At 59.1% G+C, this 21,725-nt stretch carries 36 protein-coding genes; 34 read left to right on the forward strand and 2 right to left on the reverse strand.

Going from position 1 to position 21,725, the window contains the following annotated elements:
- Positions 1 to 12: 12 nt before the first annotated feature.
- The 34 genes from tuf (at position 13) to lipA (ending at position 19,563) form a co-directional block, all read left to right on the forward strand.
- On the forward strand, positions 13 to 1,206 hold the full coding sequence (tuf, locus tag BR00_RS03525; RefSeq protein WP_496476638.1) for an elongation factor Tu: 1,194 nt from the start codon (positions 13 to 15) through the stop codon (positions 1,204 to 1,206).
- Positions 1,207 to 1,212: 6 nt separating this feature from the next.
- Positions 1,213 to 1,527 carry a 30S ribosomal protein S10 gene (rpsJ, locus tag BR00_RS03530; protein WP_496476242.1) on the forward strand — a complete coding sequence of 105 codons (315 nt, stop codon included), beginning with the start codon at positions 1,213 to 1,215 and terminating at the stop codon, positions 1,525 to 1,527.
- A 27-nt stretch (positions 1,528 to 1,554) separates the two neighbouring features.
- Complete coding sequence (gene rplC / locus BR00_RS03535) at positions 1,555 to 2,187, forward strand: 50S ribosomal protein L3 (protein ID WP_496476243.1); 633 nt, start codon at positions 1,555 to 1,557, stop codon at positions 2,185 to 2,187.
- Positions 2,188 to 2,199: 12 nt separating this feature from the next.
- Positions 2,200 to 2,820 (forward strand): 50S ribosomal protein L4, encoded by a 621-nt coding sequence (rplD, locus tag BR00_RS03540; RefSeq protein WP_496476244.1) that lies wholly within the window; start codon positions 2,200 to 2,202, stop codon positions 2,818 to 2,820.
- Entirely contained in the window at positions 2,820 to 3,110 is a 291-nt protein-coding gene (gene rplW, locus BR00_RS03545; protein WP_496476245.1) for a 50S ribosomal protein L23, read from the forward strand. Before rplD ends, rplW begins: the two co-directional genes overlap by 1 nt.
- Positions 3,111 to 3,113: 3 nt before the next feature.
- Positions 3,114 to 3,944 (forward strand): 50S ribosomal protein L2, encoded by an 831-nt coding sequence (gene rplB, locus BR00_RS03550; RefSeq protein WP_496476246.1) that lies wholly within the window; start codon positions 3,114 to 3,116, stop codon positions 3,942 to 3,944.
- 8 nt (positions 3,945 to 3,952) lie between these two features.
- Positions 3,953 to 4,225 carry a 30S ribosomal protein S19 gene (rpsS, locus tag BR00_RS03555; RefSeq protein ID WP_281751131.1) on the forward strand — a complete coding sequence of 91 codons (273 nt, stop codon included), beginning with the start codon at positions 3,953 to 3,955 and terminating at the stop codon, positions 4,223 to 4,225.
- Between the two features lie 14 nt (positions 4,226 to 4,239).
- Positions 4,240 to 4,572, forward strand: a complete 333-nt coding sequence (gene rplV / locus BR00_RS03560; RefSeq protein WP_496476247.1) for a 50S ribosomal protein L22 — start codon at positions 4,240 to 4,242, stop codon at positions 4,570 to 4,572.
- A 12-nt stretch (positions 4,573 to 4,584) separates the two neighbouring features.
- Positions 4,585 to 5,223, forward strand: a complete 639-nt coding sequence (gene rpsC / locus BR00_RS03565; protein WP_496476248.1) for a 30S ribosomal protein S3 — start codon at positions 4,585 to 4,587, stop codon at positions 5,221 to 5,223.
- Positions 5,223 to 5,630: a 50S ribosomal protein L16 gene (rplP, locus tag BR00_RS03570; RefSeq protein ID WP_496476249.1), complete on the forward strand. Its 408-nt coding sequence runs from the start codon at positions 5,223 to 5,225 to the stop codon at positions 5,628 to 5,630. The genes rpsC and rplP overlap by 1 nt, the downstream gene beginning before the upstream one ends.
- 3 nt (positions 5,631 to 5,633) lie before the next feature.
- Positions 5,634 to 5,831, forward strand: a complete 198-nt coding sequence (gene rpmC, locus BR00_RS03575) for a 50S ribosomal protein L29 (RefSeq protein WP_281751123.1) — start codon at positions 5,634 to 5,636, stop codon at positions 5,829 to 5,831.
- Entirely contained in the window at positions 5,831 to 6,097 is a 267-nt protein-coding gene (rpsQ, locus tag BR00_RS03580; RefSeq protein ID WP_496476639.1) for a 30S ribosomal protein S17, read from the forward strand. Before rpmC ends, rpsQ begins: the two co-directional genes overlap by 1 nt.
- Positions 6,098 to 6,108: 11 nt before the next feature.
- On the forward strand, positions 6,109 to 6,477 hold the full coding sequence (gene rplN, locus BR00_RS03585) for a 50S ribosomal protein L14 (RefSeq protein WP_496476250.1): 369 nt from the start codon (positions 6,109 to 6,111) through the stop codon (positions 6,475 to 6,477).
- On the forward strand, positions 6,477 to 6,806 hold the full coding sequence (gene rplX, locus BR00_RS03590) for a 50S ribosomal protein L24 (RefSeq protein ID WP_496476251.1): 330 nt from the start codon (positions 6,477 to 6,479) through the stop codon (positions 6,804 to 6,806). Before rplN ends, rplX begins: the two co-directional genes overlap by 1 nt.
- Positions 6,807 to 6,815: 9 nt before the next feature.
- A complete protein-coding gene (gene rplE / locus BR00_RS03595; protein WP_496476252.1) occupies positions 6,816 to 7,355 on the forward strand; it encodes a 50S ribosomal protein L5 in 540 nt (179 codons plus the stop codon).
- 13 nt (positions 7,356 to 7,368) lie between these two features.
- Positions 7,369 to 7,554: a type Z 30S ribosomal protein S14 gene (locus tag BR00_RS03600; RefSeq protein ID WP_281751113.1), complete on the forward strand. Its 186-nt coding sequence runs from the start codon at positions 7,369 to 7,371 to the stop codon at positions 7,552 to 7,554.
- A gap of 13 nt (positions 7,555 to 7,567) precedes the next feature.
- Complete coding sequence (rpsH, locus tag BR00_RS03605; RefSeq protein WP_496476253.1) at positions 7,568 to 7,951, forward strand: 30S ribosomal protein S8; 384 nt, start codon at positions 7,568 to 7,570, stop codon at positions 7,949 to 7,951.
- A gap of 11 nt (positions 7,952 to 7,962) precedes the next feature.
- Positions 7,963 to 8,502 (forward strand): 50S ribosomal protein L6, encoded by a 540-nt coding sequence (gene rplF / locus BR00_RS03610; RefSeq protein ID WP_496476254.1) that lies wholly within the window; start codon positions 7,963 to 7,965, stop codon positions 8,500 to 8,502.
- 8 nt (positions 8,503 to 8,510) lie between these two features.
- Positions 8,511 to 8,864: a 50S ribosomal protein L18 gene (rplR, locus tag BR00_RS03615; protein ID WP_496476255.1), complete on the forward strand. Its 354-nt coding sequence runs from the start codon at positions 8,511 to 8,513 to the stop codon at positions 8,862 to 8,864.
- Positions 8,865 to 8,879: 15 nt separating this feature from the next.
- Positions 8,880 to 9,374 (forward strand): 30S ribosomal protein S5, encoded by a 495-nt coding sequence (rpsE, locus tag BR00_RS03620; protein ID WP_496476256.1) that lies wholly within the window; start codon positions 8,880 to 8,882, stop codon positions 9,372 to 9,374.
- 10 nt (positions 9,375 to 9,384) lie between these two features.
- A complete protein-coding gene (rpmD, locus tag BR00_RS03625) occupies positions 9,385 to 9,555 on the forward strand; it encodes a 50S ribosomal protein L30 (protein ID WP_496476257.1) in 171 nt (56 codons plus the stop codon).
- Positions 9,552 to 9,998 carry a 50S ribosomal protein L15 gene (gene rplO, locus BR00_RS03630; protein ID WP_496476258.1) on the forward strand — a complete coding sequence of 149 codons (447 nt, stop codon included), beginning with the start codon at positions 9,552 to 9,554 and terminating at the stop codon, positions 9,996 to 9,998. The genes rpmD and rplO overlap by 4 nt, the downstream gene beginning before the upstream one ends.
- 4 nt (positions 9,999 to 10,002) lie before the next feature.
- Positions 10,003 to 11,316, forward strand: coding sequence for a preprotein translocase subunit SecY (secY, locus tag BR00_RS03635; RefSeq protein WP_496476259.1), 1,314 nt, complete (start codon positions 10,003 to 10,005; stop codon positions 11,314 to 11,316).
- Complete coding sequence (map, locus tag BR00_RS03640; protein WP_496476260.1) at positions 11,313 to 12,080, forward strand: type I methionyl aminopeptidase; 768 nt, start codon at positions 11,313 to 11,315, stop codon at positions 12,078 to 12,080. The genes secY and map overlap by 4 nt, the downstream gene beginning before the upstream one ends.
- A 23-nt stretch (positions 12,081 to 12,103) precedes the next feature.
- Complete coding sequence (rpmJ, locus tag BR00_RS03645; protein ID WP_281752882.1) at positions 12,104 to 12,217, forward strand: 50S ribosomal protein L36; 114 nt, start codon at positions 12,104 to 12,106, stop codon at positions 12,215 to 12,217.
- Between the two features lie 18 nt (positions 12,218 to 12,235).
- Positions 12,236 to 12,607: a 30S ribosomal protein S13 gene (gene rpsM / locus BR00_RS03650; protein WP_496476261.1), complete on the forward strand. Its 372-nt coding sequence runs from the start codon at positions 12,236 to 12,238 to the stop codon at positions 12,605 to 12,607.
- A gap of 20 nt (positions 12,608 to 12,627) precedes the next feature.
- Positions 12,628 to 13,017 carry a 30S ribosomal protein S11 gene (gene rpsK, locus BR00_RS03655; protein WP_496476262.1) on the forward strand — a complete coding sequence of 130 codons (390 nt, stop codon included), beginning with the start codon at positions 12,628 to 12,630 and terminating at the stop codon, positions 13,015 to 13,017.
- 14 nt (positions 13,018 to 13,031) lie between these two features.
- Positions 13,032 to 13,658, forward strand: coding sequence for a 30S ribosomal protein S4 (gene rpsD / locus BR00_RS03660; RefSeq protein WP_496476263.1), 627 nt, complete (start codon positions 13,032 to 13,034; stop codon positions 13,656 to 13,658).
- A 12-nt stretch (positions 13,659 to 13,670) separates the two neighbouring features.
- Positions 13,671 to 14,714 carry a DNA-directed RNA polymerase subunit alpha gene (locus tag BR00_RS03665; protein WP_496476264.1) on the forward strand — a complete coding sequence of 348 codons (1,044 nt, stop codon included), beginning with the start codon at positions 13,671 to 13,673 and terminating at the stop codon, positions 14,712 to 14,714.
- Positions 14,704 to 15,111, forward strand: coding sequence for a 50S ribosomal protein L17 (gene rplQ / locus BR00_RS03670; RefSeq protein ID WP_496476265.1), 408 nt, complete (start codon positions 14,704 to 14,706; stop codon positions 15,109 to 15,111). The genes BR00_RS03665 and rplQ overlap by 11 nt, the downstream gene beginning before the upstream one ends.
- 87 nt (positions 15,112 to 15,198) lie before the next feature.
- A complete protein-coding gene (locus tag BR00_RS03675; protein WP_496476266.1) occupies positions 15,199 to 16,116 on the forward strand; it encodes a LysR substrate-binding domain-containing protein in 918 nt (305 codons plus the stop codon).
- Complete coding sequence (gene selD / locus BR00_RS03680) at positions 16,113 to 17,150, forward strand: selenide, water dikinase SelD (RefSeq protein WP_496476267.1); 1,038 nt, start codon at positions 16,113 to 16,115, stop codon at positions 17,148 to 17,150. The genes BR00_RS03675 and selD overlap by 4 nt, the downstream gene beginning before the upstream one ends.
- Entirely contained in the window at positions 17,147 to 18,646 is a 1,500-nt protein-coding gene (locus tag BR00_RS03685) for an ASKHA domain-containing protein (protein ID WP_496476268.1), read from the forward strand. Before selD ends, BR00_RS03685 begins: the two co-directional genes overlap by 4 nt.
- 14 nt (positions 18,647 to 18,660) lie before the next feature.
- Positions 18,661 to 19,563, forward strand: coding sequence for a lipoyl synthase (gene lipA / locus BR00_RS03690; protein ID WP_496476640.1), 903 nt, complete (start codon positions 18,661 to 18,663; stop codon positions 19,561 to 19,563).
- On the opposite strand, the gene BR00_RS03695 is transcribed toward lipA, so the two are convergent.
- Positions 19,560 to 19,937: a DUF3568 family protein gene (locus BR00_RS03695; RefSeq protein WP_496476269.1), complete on the reverse strand. Its 378-nt coding sequence runs from the start codon at positions 19,935 to 19,937 to the stop codon at positions 19,560 to 19,562. The two genes, lipA and BR00_RS03695, sit on opposite strands and share 4 nt — an antisense overlap.
- 9 nt (positions 19,938 to 19,946) lie before the next feature.
- On the reverse strand, positions 19,947 to 21,665 hold the full coding sequence (recJ, locus tag BR00_RS03700; protein ID WP_496476270.1) for a single-stranded-DNA-specific exonuclease RecJ: 1,719 nt from the start codon (positions 21,663 to 21,665) through the stop codon (positions 19,947 to 19,949).
- Positions 21,666 to 21,725 lie beyond the last annotated feature (60 nt).

A 21,725-nucleotide genomic window follows, 5' to 3' on the forward strand; every position in this document is an offset into this window, starting at 1 on the left:
GGGGCAAAGATTATGGCGAAGCAGAAATTTGAACGGAAGAAGCCGCACGTCAACATTGGCACCATTGGGCACATTGACCATGGGAAGACGACGCTGACGGCAGCGATCACGAAGATTGCGAGCTTGCGCGGCCAGGGCCAGTATGTGGGTTTTGATCAGATCGACAAGGCCCCGGAAGAGAAGGAGCGTGGCATCACCATTGCGACGGCGCACGTGGAATACGAGACCGAGAAGCGCCACTACGCCCACGTGGACTGCCCTGGTCATGCGGACTACATCAAGAACATGATCACGGGTGCGGCGCAGATGGACGGCGCCATCATCGTGGTTGCGGCCACGGATGGTCCCATGCCGCAGACGCGGGAGCATATTCTTCTGGCTCGTCAGGTGGGCGTGCCCTACCTGGTGGTGTTCCTCAACAAGGTGGACCTTGTGGACGACGAGGAGCTCATCGAGCTGGTGGAGATGGAGGTGCGCGAGCTTTTGACCAAGTACGAGTTCCCTGGGGACGACGTGCCGGTGATTCGCGGTTCGGCGCTGAAGGCTTTGGAGTGCGAGTCCGTGGATTCTCCGGATGCCAAGCCTATTTTGGAGCTGCTGGACGCGTGCGACAGCTACATTCCGGATCCGGTGCGTGAGATCGACAAGCCGTTTTTGATGCCCATTGAGGACGTGTTCTCCATCTCGGGCCGTGGCACGGTGGTGACCGGTCGTGTGGAGCGCGGCGTCATCAAGGTGGGCGATGAAGTGGAGATTGTGGGTTTCCGTGAGACCCGCAAGACCACGTGCACGGGCGTGGAGATGTTCCGCAAGTTGCTTGACGAAGGTCAGGCTGGGGACAACATCGGTGCGCTGCTGCGCGGTGTGAAGCGAGACGAGGTGGAGCGTGGCCAGGTGTTGGCCAAGCCGGGATCCATCACGCCGCACACCAAGTTTGTGGCCGAGGTGTACGTCTTGAGCAAGGAAGAGGGCGGCCGTCATACGCCGTTCTTCTCGGGGTACCGTCCGCAGTTCTACTTCCGCACCACGGACGTGACGGGAGTGGTGACCCTCAACGAGGGCGTGGAGATGGTGATGCCGGGCGACAACACCACGTTCCACGTGCAGCTCATCAATCCTGTGGCCATGGAGAAGGGTCTGCGTTTCGCCATCCGCGAGGGTGGTCGTACCGTGGGCGCCGGCGTGGTCTCGGAAATCGTGGAGTAGTGGATCATGATGATGCAAAGTGATAAAATCCGCATCAAATTGCGTGCCTACGACTACCGTATTTTGGACAAAGCTGTAGCGGAGATTGTGGACTCTGCACGCAATACGGGTGCGTCCATTGCAGGTCCGATTCCACTGCCGACGCGTATCCACAAGCAGACTATCCAGAAGTCGGTGCATGTGGATAAAAAGTCGCGGGAGCAGTTTGAGCTGCGTGTGCATAAGCGTCTCTTGGACATCCTGGAGCCCACTCAGCAGACCGTGGATGCTTTGGGGAAATTGAATCTTCCTGCTGGCGTTGATGTTGAGATCAAGCTGTAAGCGGGATTATTATAGAGGCGAATTGTTATGAAGCAGACCATGGGACTTGTGGGCAGAAAAATCGGCATGACCCGTATTTTTGGGCCGGATGGCAATGCCATCCCGGTGACGGTGATTCAGGCCGGTCCCTGCCCTATTGTGGAGAAGAGAACTCCCGAGCGCGACGGGTATTCTGCGTTGCAGATTGGTTTTGAGGAAGTGCCTGCGCATCGCCTCAACAAACCGGAGCGAGGCCATCAGCAGAAGGCAAATTGTGGCTTTTACAAAATGCTGAAGGAGATTCGCTTGCCGGATGCCTCGGGCTTCGAGGTAGGGCACAGTCTGACTGTGGAGATCTTCCAGCGCGGCGATCGCGTCGCGGTTACGGGGACCTCTAAGGGCCGCGGGTTTTCCGGTGTTATCCGCCGGTGGAATTTCGGTGGAGCCCCTGCCACGCACGGCCATGAAAAGGTGCATCGTAAGCCGGGCTCCATTGGCCAGTGCGCATGGCCGAGTAAAGTATTCAAGGGCAAGAAGCTCCCTGGCCACTACGGGGCGAAACGCTCCACGGTGCTCAATGTGGAGATCGTGGATATTCGGCCTGAAGAAAACGTGGTGCTTGTTCGTGGCCAGGTGCCCGGCCCCAAGCAGGGGATCGTGGTCTTGCGTAAGATGAAATAAAGGATGCGTACCATGGCACATACAAAGGTAGTTAATCAACGCAACGAGGTCGTCGGTGAGATGGATCTGGCCGATGAGATTTTCCGTGTCGAAGTGCGACCGGAGATCCTTCACCTGGCGGTGCGTTCTCATCTCGCCAAATTGCGTGCAGGTACCGTGGGCGTGAAGACTCGGGGATTGGTACGCGGTGGCGGTAAGAAGCCGTGGCGCCAGAAGGGCACGGGCCGTGCTCGGGCCGGATCCATCCGCTCTCCTCTGTGGCGCGGCGGTGCTGTGGTGCACGGCCCGGTGGCTCGTGATTACGGCTTCAAGATCAATAGGCAGGTCCGCCGGCTGGCACTGAAGATGGCGCTTTCGAGCAAATATGCCACGGAAAGTTTGGTGGTGGTGGACAAGCTGTCCTTGGAGCGTATCAAGACCAAGGATTTCGTGGCCTGCGCCAAAGATTTGGGCCTGAAAAAAGCCTTGATTGTTGTGAGCGATCCCGATAGCAATCTTACTCTTTCGGCCCGGAACGTGCCGGGTATGTTGGTGGTGGAGCCTTCTGCCATCAATGTTTACGAAATCCTGAAATATCCTCAGCTGGTGCTGGATAAGGGCGCCGTCGAGGCCTTGCATGCGAGGTTGAAGTGATGGAGAGCACGCAAATTTTGTTGCGGCCGCTCATTTCCGAGAAGACCACCTTGATGAAGCAGAATGCCAATCAGGTGGCTTTTCTCGTGCATCCGGCTGCCAACAAGATCGATGTACAGCGCGCCGTGGAGGATGTGTTCGGCGTGCAGGTGACGGCGGTGAACATGGTTCGCTATCGTCCCCGGGTACGGACAAAATTCGGTCGAGCCGTGGGCAAGATTCGGGGCTATAAGAAGGCCTATGTGACCCTTGCTCCTGGGGCTTCCATCGACTTTTTCGAAGGGGTTTGATGTATGGCGATTCGGAAACTCAAGCCGACCTCTGCGGGCCGGCGGACGCAAACGGTGCATACCTTCGAGGAAATCACCAAGGTCGAGCCGGAAAAGTCCCTCACCGTGGGTCTGTGCAAGAAGAGTGGCCGCAACCATTTCGGCCGGGTTACGTCCCGTCGTCGAGGCGGTGGGGTCAAGCGGCGCTATCGGATCATCGATTTCAAGCGGAACAAGCTGGACATTCCCGCCCGCGTGGCCAGTATCGAGTACGATCCCAACCGGAGCGCACGTATCGCCCTGCTTTCGTATGCGGACGGCGAGAAGCGGTATATTTTGTGTCCGGTGGGTCTGCAGGTGGGAGATACTGTCGTGGCGGGAGACTCCGCGGACATCAAGCCCGGCAATGCCCTGCCGCTGGGGCGGATCCCGCTGGGTACTTTGGTGCACAATGTGGAGCTCCATCCTGGCCGTGGCGGCCAAATGGCGCGTTCTGCGGGCACCTATGCGCAGCTCATCGCCAAGGAAGGAACGTACGCCTTGCTGCGTCTGCCTTCGGGTGAGGTGCGTAAGGTGTTGGCCACGGCCATGGCCACAGTGGGCCAGGTGGGGAACTTGGAGCATGAGAACATCTCTTTGGGCAAGGCTGGCCGCAACCGTTGGTTGGGGCGCCGTCCGAAGGTGCGTGGCGTGGCGATGAACCCTGTGGACCATCCTTTGGGTGGTGGCGAGGGCCGCAGCTCTGGTGGTCGCCATCCGGTGACCCCGTGGGGTAAGCCCACCAAGGGTGCCAAGACGCGTTCGCCCAAGAAGGCGTCCTCCAAGTTTATCGTCAAACCCCGCGGTACCAAGTAGGAGTAGCTATGCCGAGATCCCTCAAGAAAGGCCCCTTTGTGGATGACCATCTCTTGAAAAAGGTGGAAAAAGCCAACGCAGAGCGGAGCCGTCAGGTGATCAAGACCTGGTCCCGCCGTTCCACTATTATCCCTGAGATGGTGGGGCTGACTTTTGCGGTGCACAACGGCAAGAAGTTTGTGCCTGTGTTCGTGTCGGAAAATATGGTGGGGCACAAGCTCGGCGAGTTTGCCCCCACGCGGACTTTCTTCGGCCACGCCGCAGACAAGAAGAAGAAATAAGGCGGGAAGGAGATATGGAAGCGAAAGCCGTTGCCAAGTTCCTGCGCGTCTCGCCCCAGAAGGCGCGGCTCGTGGCGCGTAACGTCATGGGCAAGCCTGTGGAAGACGCCTTGAACATTTTGAAGTTCACTCCCAAGAAGGCTGCCCGTCTCATTGAGAAAGTTTTGGCCTCCGCCATCGCCAATGCCGAGCACAATGCGAATTTGGATGTCGATAGCCTGTTCGTGAAGGAGGTCCGTATCGACGGTGGTCCAAGCTGGAAGCGCATTCGTCCTCGGGCCATGGGCCGTGCATACCGCATTATCAAGAGAACCAGCCACATTACTGTGGTCGTGGACGAGCGATAGGAGGACAGAGCCTTGGGTCATAAAGTACATCCTTACGGATTTCGTGTCGGCTATAATAAGCCTTGGAAATCGCGCTGGTTCAGCGACAAGAAGTACGCCGAGTACGTGTTCGAAGATCACAAGCTGCGTCGCTACGTCAAAGAGAAGCTGAATCATGCCGGGATTGCCAAAATTGATATTGAACGCGCAGCGGACAAGGTCCGTCTGATTCTCTACACGGCTCGTCCTGGTATTGTTATCGGCCGGAAAGGCGCAGAAATCGAGAAGATGCGTTTGGAGCTGCGTCAGAAATTCGGTCGTGAGTTTGCCATTGAGGTCAATGAAATTCGTCGCCCCGAGATCGAAGCGCAGTTGGTGGCGGAGTCCATCGCCCAACAGCTGGAGCGGCGGGTGGCCTTTCGTCGGGCCATGAAGAAGACGATTTCGTTGGCGCAGAAATTTGGTGCTCAGGGCATCAAGGTGCAGGTGAGTGGCCGTTTGGGCGGTGCGGAAATCGCGCGTACCGAGTGGGCCCGTGAAGGCCGTGTGCCGCTGCATACCTTGCGCGCCGATATCGACTACGGCCTGGCCTTGGCCAAGACCACATACGGGGTCATCGGGGTCAAGGTGTGGGTCTTCAAGGGCGAGATTTTGAGTGAGGTGAATAGCTGATGCTCAGTCCAAAACGCACCAAATTCAGAAAGCAGCAGAAGGGACGGATCCGGGGGGTCGCTCAGCGCGCCACTACCGTTGCCTTTGGGGACGTGGGCCTCAAGGCCCTCGAGTGTGGCAAGATCACCAACCAGCAGATTGAGGCGGCCCGTATTGCCATGATGCGGCATATCAAGCGTGGCGGCCAGGTCTTTATCCGCATCTTTCCGGACAAAGTAATCACGGCCAAGCCGTTGGAAGTGCGCCAGGGGAGTGGAAAGGGTTCTCCCGTGGGATGGTGCGCTCCGGTGCAGCGCGGTCGGATGTTGTACGAGATCAAGGGCGTTGATGTTGAGCTTGCCAAGGAAGCTTTGCGCAGAGCGGCGCATAAACTGCCGATCAAGACTATGATAGTCGAAAAGGAGTAATGCATGAACGCTCAGGAATTGCGTGCGATGGATGCCGCAAAGCTCAACGAAAAGCTGCAGGAGTTCCGTAAGGAGTTGATGAATCTCCGTTTCCAGCATGCCACTGCGCAGTTGGAAAATACGCAAAGAATACCGCAAGTCAAAAAATCCATTGCTCGGATTTTGACTGTCTTGAAAGAGAAGCAGATGGAGACAAGGTGATGAGCAATAGCGGTAAGACTTCGAATAAGAGAACTCTTGTTGGCTTCGTCGTGAGCGACAAGAATGACAAGACCATCGTCGTCCGCGTTGAAACCTTGGTCAAGCATCCTGTCTTGAAGAAATACATTCGCCGTAGAAAGAAATTTATGGCGCATGACCCCAACAATGAGTGTCGCGTGGGCGATAAGGTCCAGATCGTGGAGCATCGTCCGCTGAGTGCTCATAAGAACTGGCATTTGGTGAAAATTATCGAACGGGCGTTGTAGGGGTATCCGTTATGATTCAGATGCAAACGACGTTGGATGTCGCGGACAACTCCGGGGCCAAAAAGGTAGCCTGCATCAAGGTGCTCGGCGGCAGCAAGCGTCGCTATGCCCAGATTGGGGATGTGATCATGGTCTCGGTGAAAGAGGCCATCCCCCATGGCAAAGTGAAAAAAGGCGATGTGCTGCAGGCAGTGATCGTGCGGACGAAAAAAGAGATCGGCCGCCCGGATGGTACCTACATCCGTTTTGACACAAACTCTGCGGTCCTGCTGAACAAGAACATGGAGCCCATTGGCACCCGTATTTTTGGCCCGGTGGCCCGTGAGCTGCGTGCCAAGAACTTCATGAAAATTGTCTCTCTCGCTCCCGAGGTGCTGTAATGGCTAATCGCGTCTGGAAGATCCATAAAGACGATGCCGTGATGGTCCTTGCCGGCAAGGATAAGGGCAAGATCGGTAAGGTGACGCGTATTCTGCGTGACAAGAACAAAGTCGTCGTGGAGAAGGTGAATGTGGTCAAGAAGCACATGAAGCCGAATCCATATGCAGGACAGCCAGGGGGGATCGTCGAAAAAGAGATGCCCATTGACGTGTCCAATGTGCAGTTGGTGTGCCCGGCGTGCGCTAAGCCGACGCGGGTGGGCTACCGTTTCACCGAAGACGACAAAAAACTGCGCTACTGCAAAAAGTGCAACGAAACGATCAGCTAAGGTGTCGTGATGACCAACCTCGAAAAGATCTACAGGGAAAAAGTCGCCCCTGAGCTCGCCAAGGAATTTCAGTACAAATGCATCATGGAAGTTCCGCGGATTACCTATGTTTCGTTGAACATGGGGTTGGGCGAGGGAAGCCAGAACAACAAGCTTATCCAGGATTCTGTACGCGATTTGACCTTGATTGCTGGGCAGAAGGCTGTTGTGACGCGGGCCAAAAAATCCATCGCTGCGTTCAAGCTGCGTGAAGGGATGCCCGTTGGTTGCCGTGTGTCCCTGCGTCGGGATAGAATGTGGGCTTTTCTGGAGAAGCTGATCCTTATTGCGCTTCCGCGGGTGCGTGACTTCCGTGGAATTCCCGACCGTGGCTTTGATGGCCGTGGGAATTATACGCTGGGCATCAAGGAGCATACCATTTTCCCGGAAATCGAGATGGATAAGGTCGAGAAGGCCGTCGGTATGAATATCTCGATGATCACAACGGCAAAAACGGACAAAGAAGCCAAAATGCTTCTCAAGCTCCTTGGAATGCCTTTCAGGAAGTAAGGAGGAATGTAACTTGACTCGTACATCCTTGATGGTCAAGGCTCAGCGGAAGCCCAAGTTTTCCACACGGAAATACAATAGATGTCCTATCTGTGGACGTCCGCGTGCCTTTTTGCGGAAATTTGGTGTGTGCAGAATTTGTTTTCGGAACCTGGCACTGGCTGGTGAGCTGCCTGGTGTGCGGAAATCGAGCTGGTAGAATGGGAGGCTCCATGGCTGTTGTTGATCCTATCGCGGATTTGCTGACGAGAATTCGCAATGCCCATATGGCGCGCCATACGCAGGTGGCCATGTCTCCCAGCCGGATGCGGGAAAGTATCCTGACGATCCTCCAGGAAGAAGGCTTTATTGAGCAGTTTGAGAAGCGGGATGACCAGTTGGTGGTGCGCCTCAAGTACCACAACCAGAAGCCCGTCATTTCTGGACTTCGCCGCGTCAGTAAGCCCGGCCGCCGGGTGTATGTTCCGGCTGCGCAGATCCCGTCGGTGCAGAATGGCTTAGGGATTTGTATCCTTTCCACCTCCCAGGGGGTGATGGAAGGAAAGCATGCAAGCGCCAAGGGGATCGGCGGTGAGCTGATCTGCGAGATCTGGTAGGGAGGAAAGCGATGTCTCGAGTTGGAAAATTGCCCATCCCTGTTCCTGCGGGCGTGGACATTGCCATTGCCGCGGATGCCATTACGGTCAAAGGGCCGAAAGGGACGATTACCCTTGCGCAGCATCCGGCAGTGGAAGTGGTGCTCGAGGGGGGCATGGCTGCCGTACGTCGCCGTGATGACTCCCGTATTGCCCGCCAGCAGCACGGCCTGCGTCGGACCTTGTTGGCTAATGCGATTTTGGGCGTCACCAAGGGATTTGAGAAGTCTCTGGAAGTGGTCGGCGTGGGCTACAAGGTAAATGTGCAGGGCAATACTGTGGTGCTGTCGGTGGGATACTCTCACCCGGTCAACTATACCCTTCCCCAGGGCATTCAGGCCAAGGTGGATGGCAACAAAATCGTCATCTCGGGCTGTGATAAGCAGGTGGTGGGCGAAGTGGCCGCGCAGATTCGTCGCGTGCGGGAACCCGAGCCGTACAAGGGCAAGGGCGTTAAGTACGCGAACGAAGTGATCCGTCGCAAGGCCGGTAAGTCCGGCGGTAAGAAGTAGGTGGGCGTATGACGTTGTCCAGACAAGAATCACGGAAAAAACGTAAAGTTCGGATCCGGAAAAAGATTTCCGGGACACCGGAGCGTCCTCGCTTGGTGGTTTTCCGTTCCAACAAGCATATCTATGCGCAAATCGTTGATGACTCCCGAGGGGTGACCCTGGCCGCGGCGTCCACGCTGAATCTCGAGGAAAGCGCGGTGAGCCTGACGGTAGAATCTGCCAAACGGGTGGGCCTGAAAATCGCGGAAGAGGCCAAAAAGAAAGATATCTCCACTGTGGTTTTCGACCGCAATGGCTTTTTGTTCCATGGCCGCGTGAAGGCCGTAGCCGATGGCGCCCGGGAAGGCGGTCTGAACTTTTAAGCGCCGGGGATATCCATGCAGCAGCACAACGAATTGGAACTTATCGAGCGGCTTGTAGCCCTCAATCGTGTGGCCAAGGTGGTTAAGGGTGGCCGTCGCTTCAGCTTTAGCGCTTTGGTGGTGGTCGGCGATGGTAAGGGCCGGGTTGGTTTCGGCCTCGGCAAGGCCAATCAGGTGCCGGATGCCATTCGCAAGGCAACGGACCATGCGCGGAAGAACATGGAGGCCGTGGCCTTGGTAGACGGGACTATCCCGTATGATGTCATTGGTGAATTTGGCGCAGGGCGTGTACTCCTCAAGCCGGCTTCGGCGGGCACGGGAATCATCGCCGGCGGTCCGGTGCGTGCCGTTATGGAGGCCGTGGGCATTCACGACATCCTCACCAAAGCCATTGGCACCAACAATCCCCACAATGTGGTGCGCGCCACCTTTGCCGGGTTGCGTTCCTTGCGCAGCGCGGAGCAGGTGAGCTCCATGCGGGGGAAAACCTTGACCATCAAGCGAAAGTAGGCGGTTTACCATGCTCAAGGTGAAATTGATCAAGAGTCTCATCACCCAGCCGACGGCTCAGCGGAAAGTTGTCGCGGCCCTGGGGCTGCGGCGGCTCCATCAGGTTCGGGAACTTCCCGATAATCCCTGTACCTGGGGCATGATTCGCAAAGTCCAGCATCTGGTGGAGGTGGTTCGATGAACTTGCATGAACTCTATCCGTTCCCTGAGGAGCGGTCGCAGCGCAAGCGCCTGGGCCGGGGCAACGCCTCGGGGCAGGGCGGCACCGCAGGCCGCGGCCACAAGGGACAGAAAGCCCGTAGCGGCGGGAAGGTGGCCCCGGGTTTCGAGGGAGGACAGATGCCCCTTTTCCGGCGTCTGCCCAAGCGGGGGTTCAAAAATCCTTTCCGCGTGGAATATCAACCCGTTGCCTTGGGAACCATTGCGTCGGTGTTTGCAGGCAAGGCCGAGGTGAGTGTTGAGGATCTGTATGCCGCGCGTCTTGCCCGTGAGGGCGCGCCGGTGAAGGTGCTCTCGGACGGTGAATTGACCGCGGCCATGCGCATCACCGCGCACAAGTTCAGCAAAAAGGCTGTGGAAAAAATCTCCGCCGTTGGCGGCACTGCAGTGGCTTTGGAAGGGTGATGCTGTGAGCGCGACAAAGGGTGCCAACGCAGGGTTGGACAGCCTCAAAGGCAAGATCTTATGGACGTTTCTTCTCCTCGCCGTATACCGGGTGGGCATTCATTTGCCCATCCCTGGGGTGGACGGCAAGGCCCTGGCAGACTTTTTTGCCAGCGTCCAAAACACCTTGTTTGGGCTCTTTGATATGTTCTCGGGAGGCGGGCTGCGGAATTTGTCCATTTTTGCTTTGGGCATCATGCCGTATATCTCCGCCTCCATCATCCTCCAATTGCTCACCGTGGTGAGCCCCGAGCTCAAGCGTCTTTCCCGCGAGGAAGGCGCTGCGGGCCGAAAAAAGATCACCCAATACACCCGGTATGGCACGGTGCTGATCTCCGTGGTCCAGGGACTGGGGATCGCGGTGGGGGTAGAGAGCATGTCGAGCCCCACCGGCGCGTCTGTGGTGTATCTGCCGGGGTGGGGATTTCGGGCCATCACGGTGATCACCCTCACCGCGGGCACGGTCTTTTTGATGTGGCTGGGGGAAAAGATCACGGAAAAGGGCATTGGCAACGGTATCAGCCTGATCATTTTTGCCGGTATTGTCGCCGGGCTGCCCAGTGGACTGGGGCGGTCGTTCCGCCTCTTGGGAGCAGGAGAGCTTTCGCTCTTTACGGCCCTTTTGCTTTTGGTTTTCATGGCCGCGGTATTGGTGGGGATCGTGTTCGTGGAGCGCTGTCAGCGGCGGATTCCCATTCATTATGCCAAGCGAATGATCGGGCGGAAGCTCTATGGCGGCCAGACCAGCCATCTTCCGCTGCGGCTCAATACCGCAGGGGTGATCCCGCCCATTTTTGCATCTTCGTTGTTGATGTTTCCGGCAACCTTGGCCAACTTCTCTCACGCGGAGATTTTGCAGCGGGTTTCAGAATGGTTTCGTCCGGATACGGTGCTGTATAATATTTTGTTTATTGGTCTTATTATTTTCTTCTGTTATTTTTATACAGCGATCATTTTCGACCCCAAGGAAATTGCCGAAAATCTGAAGAAACAAGGCGCCTTCGTCCCAGGGATTCGTCCCGGACAAAAGACCGAGGAATACCTTGACAAGGTCCTCAACCGTTTGACTTTGTGGGGCGCTCTCTATATTTCGGTCGTTTGCGTTTTGCCGGTTGTGCTCATGCGCCAATTCCATGTCCCCTTCTACTTTGGCGGCACTTCGTTGCTCATTGTGGTGGGGGTAGCCATGGACACCATGAGTCAGGTGCAGTCGCATCTCATCTCGGGCCAGTACGAGGGTCTGCTTGCCAAGGCACGGGTGAAAGGGCGTCGGGCATGAAAAAATACCGGGGCATTTTCCTGAAGAACGATCAGGAAATCGCTGCGCTGGAACGATCGAATCGTATCGTGGCGGAGATTTTAGACCGGGTCTGCTCCATGGTCCGGCCTGGGATAACCACCATGGATTTGGAAGAGCAGGCTGTCGCGTTGTGCGCGGAATATGGGGTTCGGCCTGCCTTTAAAGGGTACCACGGGTTCCCGTATGCCCTGTGTTGTTCGGTGAATGAAGAAATCGTGCATGGTTTTCCTTCGCTGCGTCCACTGCGGGAAGGAGACCTTTTGTCCATTGATTTCGGTGTAGTATGTGATGGTTTTTATGGCGATTCGGCCCGGACGGTAGGAGTGGGAATTATTGCGGAGGACGCGGCTCGTCTCCTGGAAGTGACCGAGCGCTCTCTCTATTTGGGGATTGCGCAGGCGCAGCCGGGAAACGACCTCTACGATATTTCCCGTGCGGTGCAGGAATATGTGGAGGGACAGGGCTACCATGTCATCCGGCGCTTTGTAGGGCACGGTATTGGCCGTATGCTGCATGAAAAGCCGGAGGTGCCTAATTTTGTTCCTCGGAGTGCATCGCGTCTGCCGCTTCGGCCAGGGATGGTCCTGGCTATTGAACCTATGGTGGCGGTGGGAACCGAGCTCGTCGATATCCTCTCCGACGGCTGGACCGCAGTCACGAAGGATCGAAGCCTTGCCGCCCATTTTGAACACTCCGTGGCCATCACGGAAAAAGGACCAATCATCTTAAGTCGGCTTTCGTAGGCCGGCATGAGGGAGATGTGCGTATGAAAGTGCGGCCTTCCGTTCGGAAAGTATGCCCGAAATGCAAGTTGATCAAACGCAAGGGCGTCTTGCGGGTTATCTGTGAAAATGCCCGGCATAAGCAGCGCCAGGGCTAGCGGAATGAGGGGGAACGTGTGGCGAGATTAGTCGGTGTTGATTTGCCGCGAAACAAGCGGCTCGATATTGCGTTGACCTACATTTATGGCATCGGTCGGACGACTGCGCTCAAGATTCTCGATGCGACGGGCATCGATTGGACGAAGAAGAGCGATGACCTGACCTCCGATGACATCAACGCCCTGCGCAAGGAGATCGAAGCCAACTACAAGGTGGAAGGTGACCTGCGCCGTGAGGTGGTGACGAACATCAAGCGGCTCATGGATATCGGCTGTTATCGTGGGCTTCGGCACCGCAAGGGCTTGCCTTGCCGTGGTCAGCGGACGCACACCAACGCTCGTACCCGTAAGGGACCGCGTCGGGCTGTGGTGGGGAAAAAGAAGAAGTAAGCTGAGGAGCGAGAATCGTTATGGCGAGACCACAGCGCGTGACCAAAAAGAAAGAAAAGCGTAATATTCCCGTGGGAATTGCGCACATTACCAGCTCGTTTAACAACACCATCGTGACGTTTACCGATCCTGCGGGCAACGTGGTGAGCTGGGCGAGTTCCGGTGCTTCGGGATTTCGTGGATCCCGCAAGAATACCCCGTTTGCGGCGCAGAAAGCCGCGGAGACCGCTGCCCGTAAGGCCATGGATTGCGGCATGCGTACCGTGGGGATTTATGTCAAAGGTCCGGGCGCTGGCCGGGAGTCGGCCATGCGTGCCATCAATGCCTTGGGGATGCGGGTCGCCTTCATTCGCGATGTCACCCCCATCCCGCACAATGGATGCCGTCCGCCCAAACGCCGTCGAGTCTAAGAGGGGGAGTAACCTTGGCTAGATATACGGAAGCAAAATGCAGAATTTGTCGCCGTGAAGGAACGAAGTTGTTCCTCAAGGGTGACCGCTGCTATACGGATAAATGCGCTTTTGATCGTCGTCCGTATGCCCCGGGCGATCATGGAAAGATGCGGAAGAAGCCCAGCAACTACGCCTTGCAGCTGCGGGAAAAGCAGAAAGTGCGTCGGATGTACGGGCTCCTTGAGGGACAGTTCCGCCGTTACTTCCAGGAGGCCGATCGTCGCAAGGGTGTGACAGGTACCAATTTGTTGGTGCTCCTGGAATCGCGCATCGATAACATCGTGTACCGTATGGGCTTTGCCCATTCCCGCGCTCAGGCCCGCCAATTGGTGCGCCATGGCCTGTTCCGCCTCAATGGGCGCAAGGTGAACGTGCCTTCGATACAGGTGCGTCCGGGCGACGTCATCGAAGTGCGGGAGCGTTCCCAAAAGAATTTGGTGATTGCGGAAGCCCTGGAGACTGTGGCCCGGCGGGGGGTGCCGGCGTGGCTGGAAGTTGATCCCACTGCCATGCGCGGTACCGTGAAAGCCCTGCCCACGCGTGAGGATTTGACCTTCCCCATGACCGAGCAGCTCATCGTCGAACTCTACTCCAAATAAAGGGCGGTACCCATGAGTTCTCTGAGCGGAGACAGCAAGGTTTTCGTCCGCAATTGGGCGGAGCTCGTCCGGCCATCGCAGCTGGAATGCGATCCCAAGTCCAACGACACCTATGGGAAGTTCATTTGCGAGCCCCTGGAACGTGGCTTTGGGACCACCATTGGCAATGCCCTGCGCCGTGTGCTGCTCTCTTCGTTGCAAGGGGCGGCCCCTGTGGCCCTGAAGATTCAGGGAATCCAGCATGAGTTCACGACGATCCCCGGTGTGATTGAGGACGTGACGGATATCGTTCTCAATATCAAGCAACTACGCATCGCCATGGACACGGCCGAACCCCAGCGGGTGCAGCTCGTGGCCAACTCTCGGGGACCGGTGACGGCATCCGCCATCCGCGAAAACCAGCACGTGCGTGTCCTCAACCCCGACCTGCACATCGCCACCCTCTCCGAGGACGTGGAGCTGGTCATGGATCTCGAGATCCGCATGGGTAAAGGCTACGTGCCGGCGGACATGCATGAAGACCTGGATCTGCAGATCGGGGTGATTGCCTTGGATGCCAGCTTTTCGCCCATTCGGAAGGTGGCCTATACCGTGGAACAGGCCCGCGTGGGCCAGATGACCAACTACGACAAGCTTATCCTGGAAGTCTGGACCGACGGTTCGGTGCGTCCTGAGGATGCCGTAGCGTACAGCGCCAAGATACTCAAAGATCAGCTTTCGGTGTTCATCAACTTCGACGAAAGCTCTGCGGACATCCAGCACGCCAAGGCAAAGCCCCAGGCGCAGATCAACGAGCATCTCTTCAAGACCATCGAAGAATTGGAACTTCCGGTGCGTGCGGCCAATTGCCTCAAGAGCGCTGGGATCCATTTGGTGGGTGAACTGGTCCAGAAGACCGAAAACGAGCTCCTCAAGACCAAGAACTTTGGCCGTAAGTCCCTGGAGGACATCCGGCGGGTGCTGGAGAGCATGGGTTTGGATTTCGGTCTCGCCATTGATAACTTCGACGCCTTGTACCAGGATTGGCTGAAGAGGAACGAAAACAATGAGGCATAGAAAATCAGGCAGAAAACTTGGCCGTACCTGGGAGCACCGCAAAGCGATGATGCGGAATATGGCGCGCTCCTTGGTGGAGCATGAGCGCATCCGCACCACGGAACCCAAGGCCAAGGAACTCAAGATCTTGGCTGACAAATTGGTCAGCTTGGCCAAGGAGAATTCGCTGCACGCCCGCCGTCAGGCTTATGCGGTTTTGGGAAGCCATAGCAGTGTCCAGAAGCTCTTTGATGTCATTGGTCCCCGGTTTCAGGGTGTCTCGGGCGGCTACACCCGGGTGGTGAAATTCGCCCTCCCGCGGCCCGGCGACTGTGCCCCCATGGCGCTCATCGAGTTCTCTGTGGGGGCTCCGGAAGAGGTCTCCACGGCAAGTACTGAGGAAGCACACGCCGAATAAAGGACGCCATCCCAAAGGCAGGGGATTTCCCCTGCCTTTTTTTGCGTGCTCATGGATAGTTTCGCTCTATGCCAAAGATAGGTGTCCATGGATATCCATAAGATCATCGCTTTTGCCAAGGTATACGAATTGCGGAGTTTTTCCAAGGCAGGCAAGGAACTCTATTTGTCGCAACCGACCATCAGCGCGCATGTTGCTGCCTTGGAGAGCGAATTGGAGGTGCTGCTTTTTGACCGCATCGGCCGCTCCGTTGTGCCCACGAAGGCAGGTCACATCCTCTACCGGCATGCGCAGTCCATGTTTGCGGCAGTGCACCTCGCCAAGGCCGAGATCCGGCAATTGCAGGACCGGGTGGCCGGCGAGGTGGACTTGGGGGGGAGTTCCATTCCTGCCCATTATTTGTTGCCAGAATTTTTGGCCTGGTTCCACGCCCGTTATCCCGAGGTGGTGGTGGATTTGCGCATTGGGGATTCGGCGGAGATGATGGAGGCGGTGCAGGAAGGGGCTTTGACGGTGGCGGTGGTGGGAAGCCCTCCGTCGAGTCCGGATCTGCGGGCCGTGCCGCTCCTTTGTGATGACGTGGCTTTGGTCATGAGTCCGGAGTTGGCGAAACGCTTTGAGAAGCTCGCAGGGGCCGAGCTCTTTCGCGCCTTGCCCTGGGTGGTGCGGGAGGTGGGTTCCGGGACCCGGCAGGTGATGGAGCAGGCACTTTCGGCTCTGGGGCTTTCGTGGCAGGATATTCGTCCGGTGGCGGTGGTGCGTCAGGCAAGCATCATGGCCCGTTGTTTGGAAGCAGGCATGGGGGCCGGCATGACGTCTACGCTCACGGTGCGGGAGTCCCTGGATCAGGGACGGCTGGTGCGCGTGGCGGTCCCCGAGGTCGTGGTGGAACGACAATTCTATCTCGTGCACCACGCGAAACAAACCTTGTTTCCCGCCGCATACCGTTTGATGGAAGAGCTCCCGGGTTGGCTTTCCCAGAAGTTTGCCGTGGAGGAAGCATGAAACTCACGCATTTTGCCCACGCCGCCGGCTGAGCGGCCAAGCTCGCTCCAGGGGACCTGGAGCAGGCCCTGGCGGAACTTGTGCCGGAGGACGATCCTCGCCTGGTTTTGGGGCTCGGCAACAACGAGGACGCGGCGGTGCTCCGCTTTCCTGCAGAGCAATATTTGGTGCAGACCGTGGATTTCCTCACCCCCATCGTGGACGACCCGTTTGCCTTTGGCCGCATTGCCGCCGCCAATGCCCTTTCCGACGTCTTTGCCATGGGAGGACGGCCTTTTGCGGCCATGAATATCGTGGGCTTCCCTTCAAAGACCATGGACGTGCAGGTCCTGCGGGAAATTTTGCGCGGAGGCGCGGACGCCGTGCATGAAGCCGGGGCCGTACTGGTCGGCGGGCACAGCGTTCAGGACACGGAGATCAAATATGGGCTTTCGGTATCTGGCGTCCTTGATCCTCAGGTCCTGGCCTCCAACACGGGACTTCGCCCTGGTGATCACCTGCTTTTGACCAAACCCATCGGCACAGGTGTCTTGGCCACGGCCGTCAAGGCCAATTGGGAAGGAGCGGATGCCATGGAAGCGGAGCTCGTACGCTGGGCGGGTCGCCTCAACCGCGTTGGCGGCGAGGCCATCGCGCGTTTTGGGCTGCGTGCGGCAACAGATGTGACGGGCTTTGGCCTGGTCGGGCACGTGCTGGAAATGGCGGCTGCCTCGCGGTGCCAGGTGGTGCTGCGCGCGGATGCAGTGCCGCTGCTTTCCGGAGTGCGGGATTTGGCGGCCATGGGACTGCTTCCGGAAGGCAGTCACGCCAATCGCAAGTTCTGTGCGTGTCGGGTGCGCATCGCCCCACACGTGGATCCCGTGGTGGCGGACCTGCTCTTCGATGCCCAGACCTCCGGCGGCCTGGTATTGGCGGTGCCTGAGGCCAAGCTCGCCGCAGTGCGCGATTTTCTTCTTTCCTGCGGCGATCTGGCGGCAGAGATCGGCTGGGTGGAGGGCCCGACAGAGACCGGCTTGGTGGTGGTGGTGGAGTGACGGTCCGAGTGCGCACCGTGGATGGCGTGCAGACCTTTGCCGCGCGTCCAGGCCAGACGTGGCTGGAGCTGCTTTTCGAAGTCGGGCTCTTTGCTCCGCGTGCGGTGTGTGCCGGTATCGGCGCGTGCGGGGCGTGTCGCGTGCGTTTCGAGGCAGCAGCTCCGGAGCCGTGTGCCGAAGACCGGTTGCGGTTCGATGCGGATGAATTGGCCGGGGGATGGCGGTTGGCCTGCCGGCACAGGCCGCTTCCTGGCCAGCAGGTGCAGTGGCTTGGGCAAGCCCCCGTGCGCTTTTTGCCTGCGTATCCCGCCGAGATTTTGGCCGTGGACGTGGGCACGACCGCCCTCAAGTGGGCGTACGCACTCCCGGATCACGGGCCTTTTTCCACCCCCAACCCGCAAGCACCTGTAGGCAGCGACGTGCTGGCGCGCGTCCGCTATGCCACAAGCCGCCCTGAAGGCGGGGATGTCCTTCGTGCGGCGGTGCTCGACTCCATTGCGGCCATGGCGGCGCGTGGCGTGCGCGAGGTGGTGCTCGCGGGAAATACGGTCATGCTTGCGCTGCTCTTGGGCGTGTCCGTGGCGGGGCTGGGCGCGGCTCCGTATCGCATGCCTGCGTTCGGCGGGGCGGTGTGCCTCTCTGCGGATCTGCCGTCGGCATACGTGCCGCCGCCTCTTGCGCCCTTCGTGGGAAGTGACCTCAGCGCTGGCGTCGTTGCGTGTCTGGCGGAAAACCTGCCGCAGCCCTTCGTATTGGTAGACCTGGGCACCAATGGCGAAATCGTGTGGTATGAACAGGGAACGCTGGTGGTGTCCAGCGTGCCCATGGGCCCTGCAGTAGAGGGGGTGGGCCTGCGCTGGGGGCGTCTGGCCGGGCCTGGGGTCATCAGCGCGGTGGACGTGGGGCCCGCAGGGCTTGTGCCTCGAGGCCGAGGGCCGTGGCAGGGGATCTCCGGCACGGGGTATATTTCCCTTTTGGCGGCCTTGCGCCGCATCGGTGTCGTGGACCGGGCCGGGCATTTTGCCTCTGCGCCGCCGTCACCGCTTGCCTGGCGTTTGCGTCGTATGGTGCGGGAAGGGGGGGCGATGCGCTCCTTCCCTGTGGCTGGGCCTGTGGAGCTCTTCGAGGCGGACGTGGAAGAATTTTTGAAGGTCAAGGCGGCCCTGGTGGCGGCGCTCCAAACGGTGTTGGAGCGAGTGGAGGAACGGGTGGCGTGCGTGGCCGTGGCCGGTGCCTTGGGGAGCCATGTGGCGGTGGAGGATTTGGTGACGCTGGGATTTTTTCCGCCCAAGTGGCGGGACCGCATCCGGGTGGTGGGCAATACTGCTTTGCGTGGCGCCCTGCTTTTGGGCACGCGGCCGCAGCTTCGGTCCGTGGTCGAAGAGCTCCCGCATGGGGTGCACGTGGTGGACGCCACGGCAGAGGCCGACTTTCCTTCCCGCTACCTCGGTGCCATGCACTTGGGCGAGTGGGGGCGTTGGGGGTATGGAATATGACGCATCACGAGGCGATGCAGCGATTGGCGCAGTGCCCTGAGGACCTTCGGGATACGCGGCGGCTGCCGCCGTGGCTGCGCACCAACCTTCCCCGTCAGGATCAATTTGCCCGTACCTTGCGGACGGTGGAGGACCTGGCGGTGGGCACGGTATGTCAGGCGGCGCGCTGTCCCAATATGTTCGAATGTTTTGGCTGCGGTTTAGGGACGTTTTTGATCTTGGGTCCACGCTGTTCGCGTCATTGTCGGTTTTGCAATGTGTCCGGCGGCGCACCGGCTCCCGTGGACCCGGACGAGCCCAGGCGTGTGGCCGAGGCTGCCGTGCGTTTGGGGCTCAGGCATGTGGTCATCACCTCGGTCACCCGCGATGATCTGCCCGATGGCGGGGCCGGGCATTTTGTGCGCACCATGGAGGCCGTGCGTCAGGCCTGCCCCCAGGCTACGGTGGAAGTGCTCGTTCCGGATTTTTCCGGAGACCGTGCTGCCCTTGAGGAGGTGCTCACGGCCCGACCGGACGTGTTCAATCACAACCTGGAGACGGTCCCGCGGCTCTATGCCCTGGTGCGGCCCCAGGCGGATTGGCAGCGCAGCCTCGAGGTGCTCGCCCGCGCTGTGGAGCGCGGCATGGTGGTCAAGACGGGTATCATGGTGGGCCTGGGCGAAGAGGACACGGAAGTCCTCAAGGCCATCCGCCAAGTGGCGGAGCTGGGGTGCCGCATGATGACCGTGGGCCAGTATCTCCGCCCTTCCCGCCAGCATCTGCCGGTGGCCCGCTATGTCCATCCCCAACGCTTTGCGGTGTATGCCGCATATGGTCAGAGCTCGGGGATCGCGTCCATGGCGTGCGCACCCTTGGTGCGCAGCAGCTACCACGCCGGGGAGGGACTTGCGCGTCTTGCGCACCAAAAGGGCAACTAAAGCCGGGCGCCAATGGCATCCATGATGCGGCGGGAAGTCACCTCGTCCCCCAGGATGCCCCAACGCACGGAAACCTTGGTAGTGTACGAGCTGGTGGCCTCCAGAGAAATCCATACCGTCGTGTCGCCGTCGAGGAATTGCAGGCTTGCCTTGCCTGTCTGTTTCTCTGCGGACTGCAGCGTCAACCCTAAGGATGTGGGGCCGCTTTGGGCCGCAGCGTATACGGCGTCCAGGTCGCGGTTGTAGGTTTGGTGAAGCCAGCCCGCCATGTATACATAAGTGCCTGCCGCGGCCGCGCCGCCGACGATGACTGCAGCGCACCCGGAGCAAGCCAGGGCGAGGGCCAGAGCGGGGATCAAGATCCATGAACGCATGCGTCCTCCTTATGTGTTAGGCTCATGCGGAAAGATGCCGGAGATGGTCAGTTCGATGCCTACTGCACCGCGAAACGACGAGGTCTTCGGGGTATAGGCCACGCGGAAGCGCGAGGCGGAACGTATGGCTTTCCACGTCTCCCCGAGACGCCAGGCCACACCGCGCAGGGATACGCCGTCCGTGGTGTCGCGCAGCCACAGTTCCACGTGTTTGCCCATGCCGAAGAAGCGTTGCCGTGTGACGGTCACGGGTGGGGAGAGAAAGATGGGCCGCGGGTTGGACGGGCCAAAGGGCTGGAGGAGGTCCAATTCGTGGAGCAGGCGGGCATGTACCTGGGAGAACGCCACCTCCATATCCACGAGGATGGGCGGGGGCGCGCCGAGTTGCGTCCCGCATTGGCGCTGTACGGCCCGGGCAAAAGCCTGGCGCAGCGACGGCAAGGCCTGTTCTTCCAGTTTCAGCCCTGCGGCCTGCTTGTGGCCGCCAAAGGAAGTCAGCAATTGCCGGCACTCGGTGAGTCCTTGGTAGAGATCGAAGGAGGGCACCGAGCGGGCCGAGCCCTTGAGGAGACCGTTTTCCTGGGTGAGGATGATGCACGGTCGGCCGTAGCGCTCCACGATGCGTGAGGCCACGATGCCGATGACGCCGGGGTGCCAATGTTCGCCGTACAGGACCAGACCTGCCATCTCCCGCTGGCTTTCGGCCTGCTCCAGCGCCTCGGCGAGGATGGAGCGCTCGGTCTCTTTACGGTGGGCGTTGAGGGCGTCGAGTTCGTGGGCGAGCTTGCGCGCCTGGCGTAAGTCTTGGGCGAGGAGGAGCTCCACGGCCAGGCTGGGGTCTCCCACGCGGCCGGCAGCATTGATGCGCGGGGCGAGGGCATAGCCAATGGCTCCCACCCCGACTTGGTCCGTATGGTGGATGCCGCTGGCCTCTTTGAGGGCGTGGATGCCCACCCGCCTGGCCTCGCTGATGAGGAGCATCCCGTTTTTCACGAGGATGCGGTTTTGTTCGTCCAGGGGGATGACGTCGGCAATGGTGCCGAGGGCGACTAGGTCCAGGCTCTGGCGGATGTCCATCTCCTGGCGAGGAAGAAATTTGCCGGTGGCCGCCATGAGCAGAAAGCTCAAGGCAACGCCGGAGAGATCTTCCGAGGGCCAATTGCCCAATTTGGGGTTGATGAGGGCCGTGGCCGGAGGCAGGTCCTTGCCGGGCACATGATGGTCAGCAACCACCACCTCCATACCCAAACTGCGGGCCAGCGCGATTTCTGGACCATTGGCCACTCCGCAATCCACGGTGAGCAGGACCGTGATGTTGTGTTCCGCCAAACGCCGGATACCCGCTTCTGCCAGACCGTAGCCGTGGTCCCGGCGGTCCGGGATGACATGGAGGACGCGTGCGCCGTGGCCGGAAAGAAATTCTTTGGCCAGGACCGTGGCTGTGATGCCGTCCACGTCGTAGTCGCCCCAGATGGCAATGCCTCTGCCTTCGGCCACGGCCCGGGCCACGATTTTGGCCGCGTCGAGCACCCCAGGCCAGTATTCCAGCGGCAAGAGGTAGCGCAGCCCCGGACAAAGAAAACGGTGCATGGCCTCGGGGGCCTGCACGCCGCGCAAAAGGAGCAGGCGCACCGTGATGGGGCTGACCTGCAGCTCTATGGCAAGCCGGCGGATGTGCTCCTCGGGCACCGGTCGGGGAAGGGTTTTGATTTGCCAGGTACTGGACATAACTTATTTTGTTTTTTGACAGTGGAAGCCCTTTCCTTCTATCTCAAATCCCTTCTTTGG

The organism is Thermodesulfomicrobium thermophilum DSM 16697 (genome assembly GCF_059568695.1).

Bases quoted from the DNA above. Each gene is read 5' to 3' on its own strand.
- rplD (WP_496476244.1), top strand. From the start codon at position 2,200: ATGGCACATACAAAGGTAGTTAATCAACGCAACGAGGTCGTCGGTGAG.
- rplV (WP_496476247.1), top strand. From the start codon at position 4,240: ATGGAAGCGAAAGCCGTTGCCAAGTTCCTGCGCGTCTCGCCCCAGAAG.
- rpsK (WP_496476262.1), top strand. From the start codon at position 12,628: ATGGCGAGACCACAGCGCGTGACCAAAAAGAAAGAAAAGCGTAATATT.
- rpsQ (WP_496476639.1), top strand. From the start codon at position 5,831: ATGAGCAATAGCGGTAAGACTTCGAATAAGAGAACTCTTGTTGGCTTC.
- tuf (WP_496476638.1), top strand. From the start codon at position 13: ATGGCGAAGCAGAAATTTGAACGGAAGAAGCCGCACGTCAACATTGGC.
- rpsJ (WP_496476242.1), top strand. From the start codon at position 1,213: ATGATGATGCAAAGTGATAAAATCCGCATCAAATTGCGTGCCTACGAC.
- rpmC (WP_281751123.1), top strand. From the start codon at position 5,634: ATGAACGCTCAGGAATTGCGTGCGATGGATGCCGCAAAGCTCAACGAA.
- BR00_RS03695 (WP_496476269.1), bottom strand. From the start codon at position 19,937: ATGCGTTCATGGATCTTGATCCCCGCTCTGGCCCTCGCCCTGGCTTGC.
- rplW (WP_496476245.1), top strand. From the start codon at position 2,820: ATGGAGAGCACGCAAATTTTGTTGCGGCCGCTCATTTCCGAGAAGACC.
- recJ (WP_496476270.1), bottom strand. From the start codon at position 21,665: ATGTCCAGTACCTGGCAAATCAAAACCCTTCCCCGACCGGTGCCCGAG.
- map (WP_496476260.1), top strand. From the start codon at position 11,313: ATGAAAAAATACCGGGGCATTTTCCTGAAGAACGATCAGGAAATCGCT.
- rpsS (WP_281751131.1), top strand. From the start codon at position 3,953: ATGCCGAGATCCCTCAAGAAAGGCCCCTTTGTGGATGACCATCTCTTG.
- rplC (WP_496476243.1), top strand. From the start codon at position 1,555: ATGAAGCAGACCATGGGACTTGTGGGCAGAAAAATCGGCATGACCCGT.
- rplE (WP_496476252.1), top strand. From the start codon at position 6,816: ATGACCAACCTCGAAAAGATCTACAGGGAAAAAGTCGCCCCTGAGCTC.
- rpsH (WP_496476253.1), top strand. From the start codon at position 7,568: ATGGCTGTTGTTGATCCTATCGCGGATTTGCTGACGAGAATTCGCAAT.
- rplP (WP_496476249.1), top strand. From the start codon at position 5,223: ATGCTCAGTCCAAAACGCACCAAATTCAGAAAGCAGCAGAAGGGACGG.
- BR00_RS03665 (WP_496476264.1), top strand. From the start codon at position 13,671: ATGAGTTCTCTGAGCGGAGACAGCAAGGTTTTCGTCCGCAATTGGGCG.
- lipA (WP_496476640.1), top strand. From the start codon at position 18,661: ATGCAGCGATTGGCGCAGTGCCCTGAGGACCTTCGGGATACGCGGCGG.
- rpmD (WP_496476257.1), top strand. From the start codon at position 9,385: ATGCTCAAGGTGAAATTGATCAAGAGTCTCATCACCCAGCCGACGGCT.
- rplR (WP_496476255.1), top strand. From the start codon at position 8,511: ATGACGTTGTCCAGACAAGAATCACGGAAAAAACGTAAAGTTCGGATC.
- rplX (WP_496476251.1), top strand. From the start codon at position 6,477: ATGGCTAATCGCGTCTGGAAGATCCATAAAGACGATGCCGTGATGGTC.
- rpmJ (WP_281752882.1), top strand. From the start codon at position 12,104: ATGAAAGTGCGGCCTTCCGTTCGGAAAGTATGCCCGAAATGCAAGTTG.
- rpsE (WP_496476256.1), top strand. From the start codon at position 8,880: ATGCAGCAGCACAACGAATTGGAACTTATCGAGCGGCTTGTAGCCCTC.
- rplO (WP_496476258.1), top strand. From the start codon at position 9,552: ATGAACTTGCATGAACTCTATCCGTTCCCTGAGGAGCGGTCGCAGCGC.
- rplQ (WP_496476265.1), top strand. From the start codon at position 14,704: ATGAGGCATAGAAAATCAGGCAGAAAACTTGGCCGTACCTGGGAGCAC.
- rplB (WP_496476246.1), top strand. From the start codon at position 3,114: ATGGCGATTCGGAAACTCAAGCCGACCTCTGCGGGCCGGCGGACGCAA.
- BR00_RS03675 (WP_496476266.1), top strand. From the start codon at position 15,199: ATGGATATCCATAAGATCATCGCTTTTGCCAAGGTATACGAATTGCGG.
- rplF (WP_496476254.1), top strand. From the start codon at position 7,963: ATGTCTCGAGTTGGAAAATTGCCCATCCCTGTTCCTGCGGGCGTGGAC.
- rplN (WP_496476250.1), top strand. From the start codon at position 6,109: ATGATTCAGATGCAAACGACGTTGGATGTCGCGGACAACTCCGGGGCC.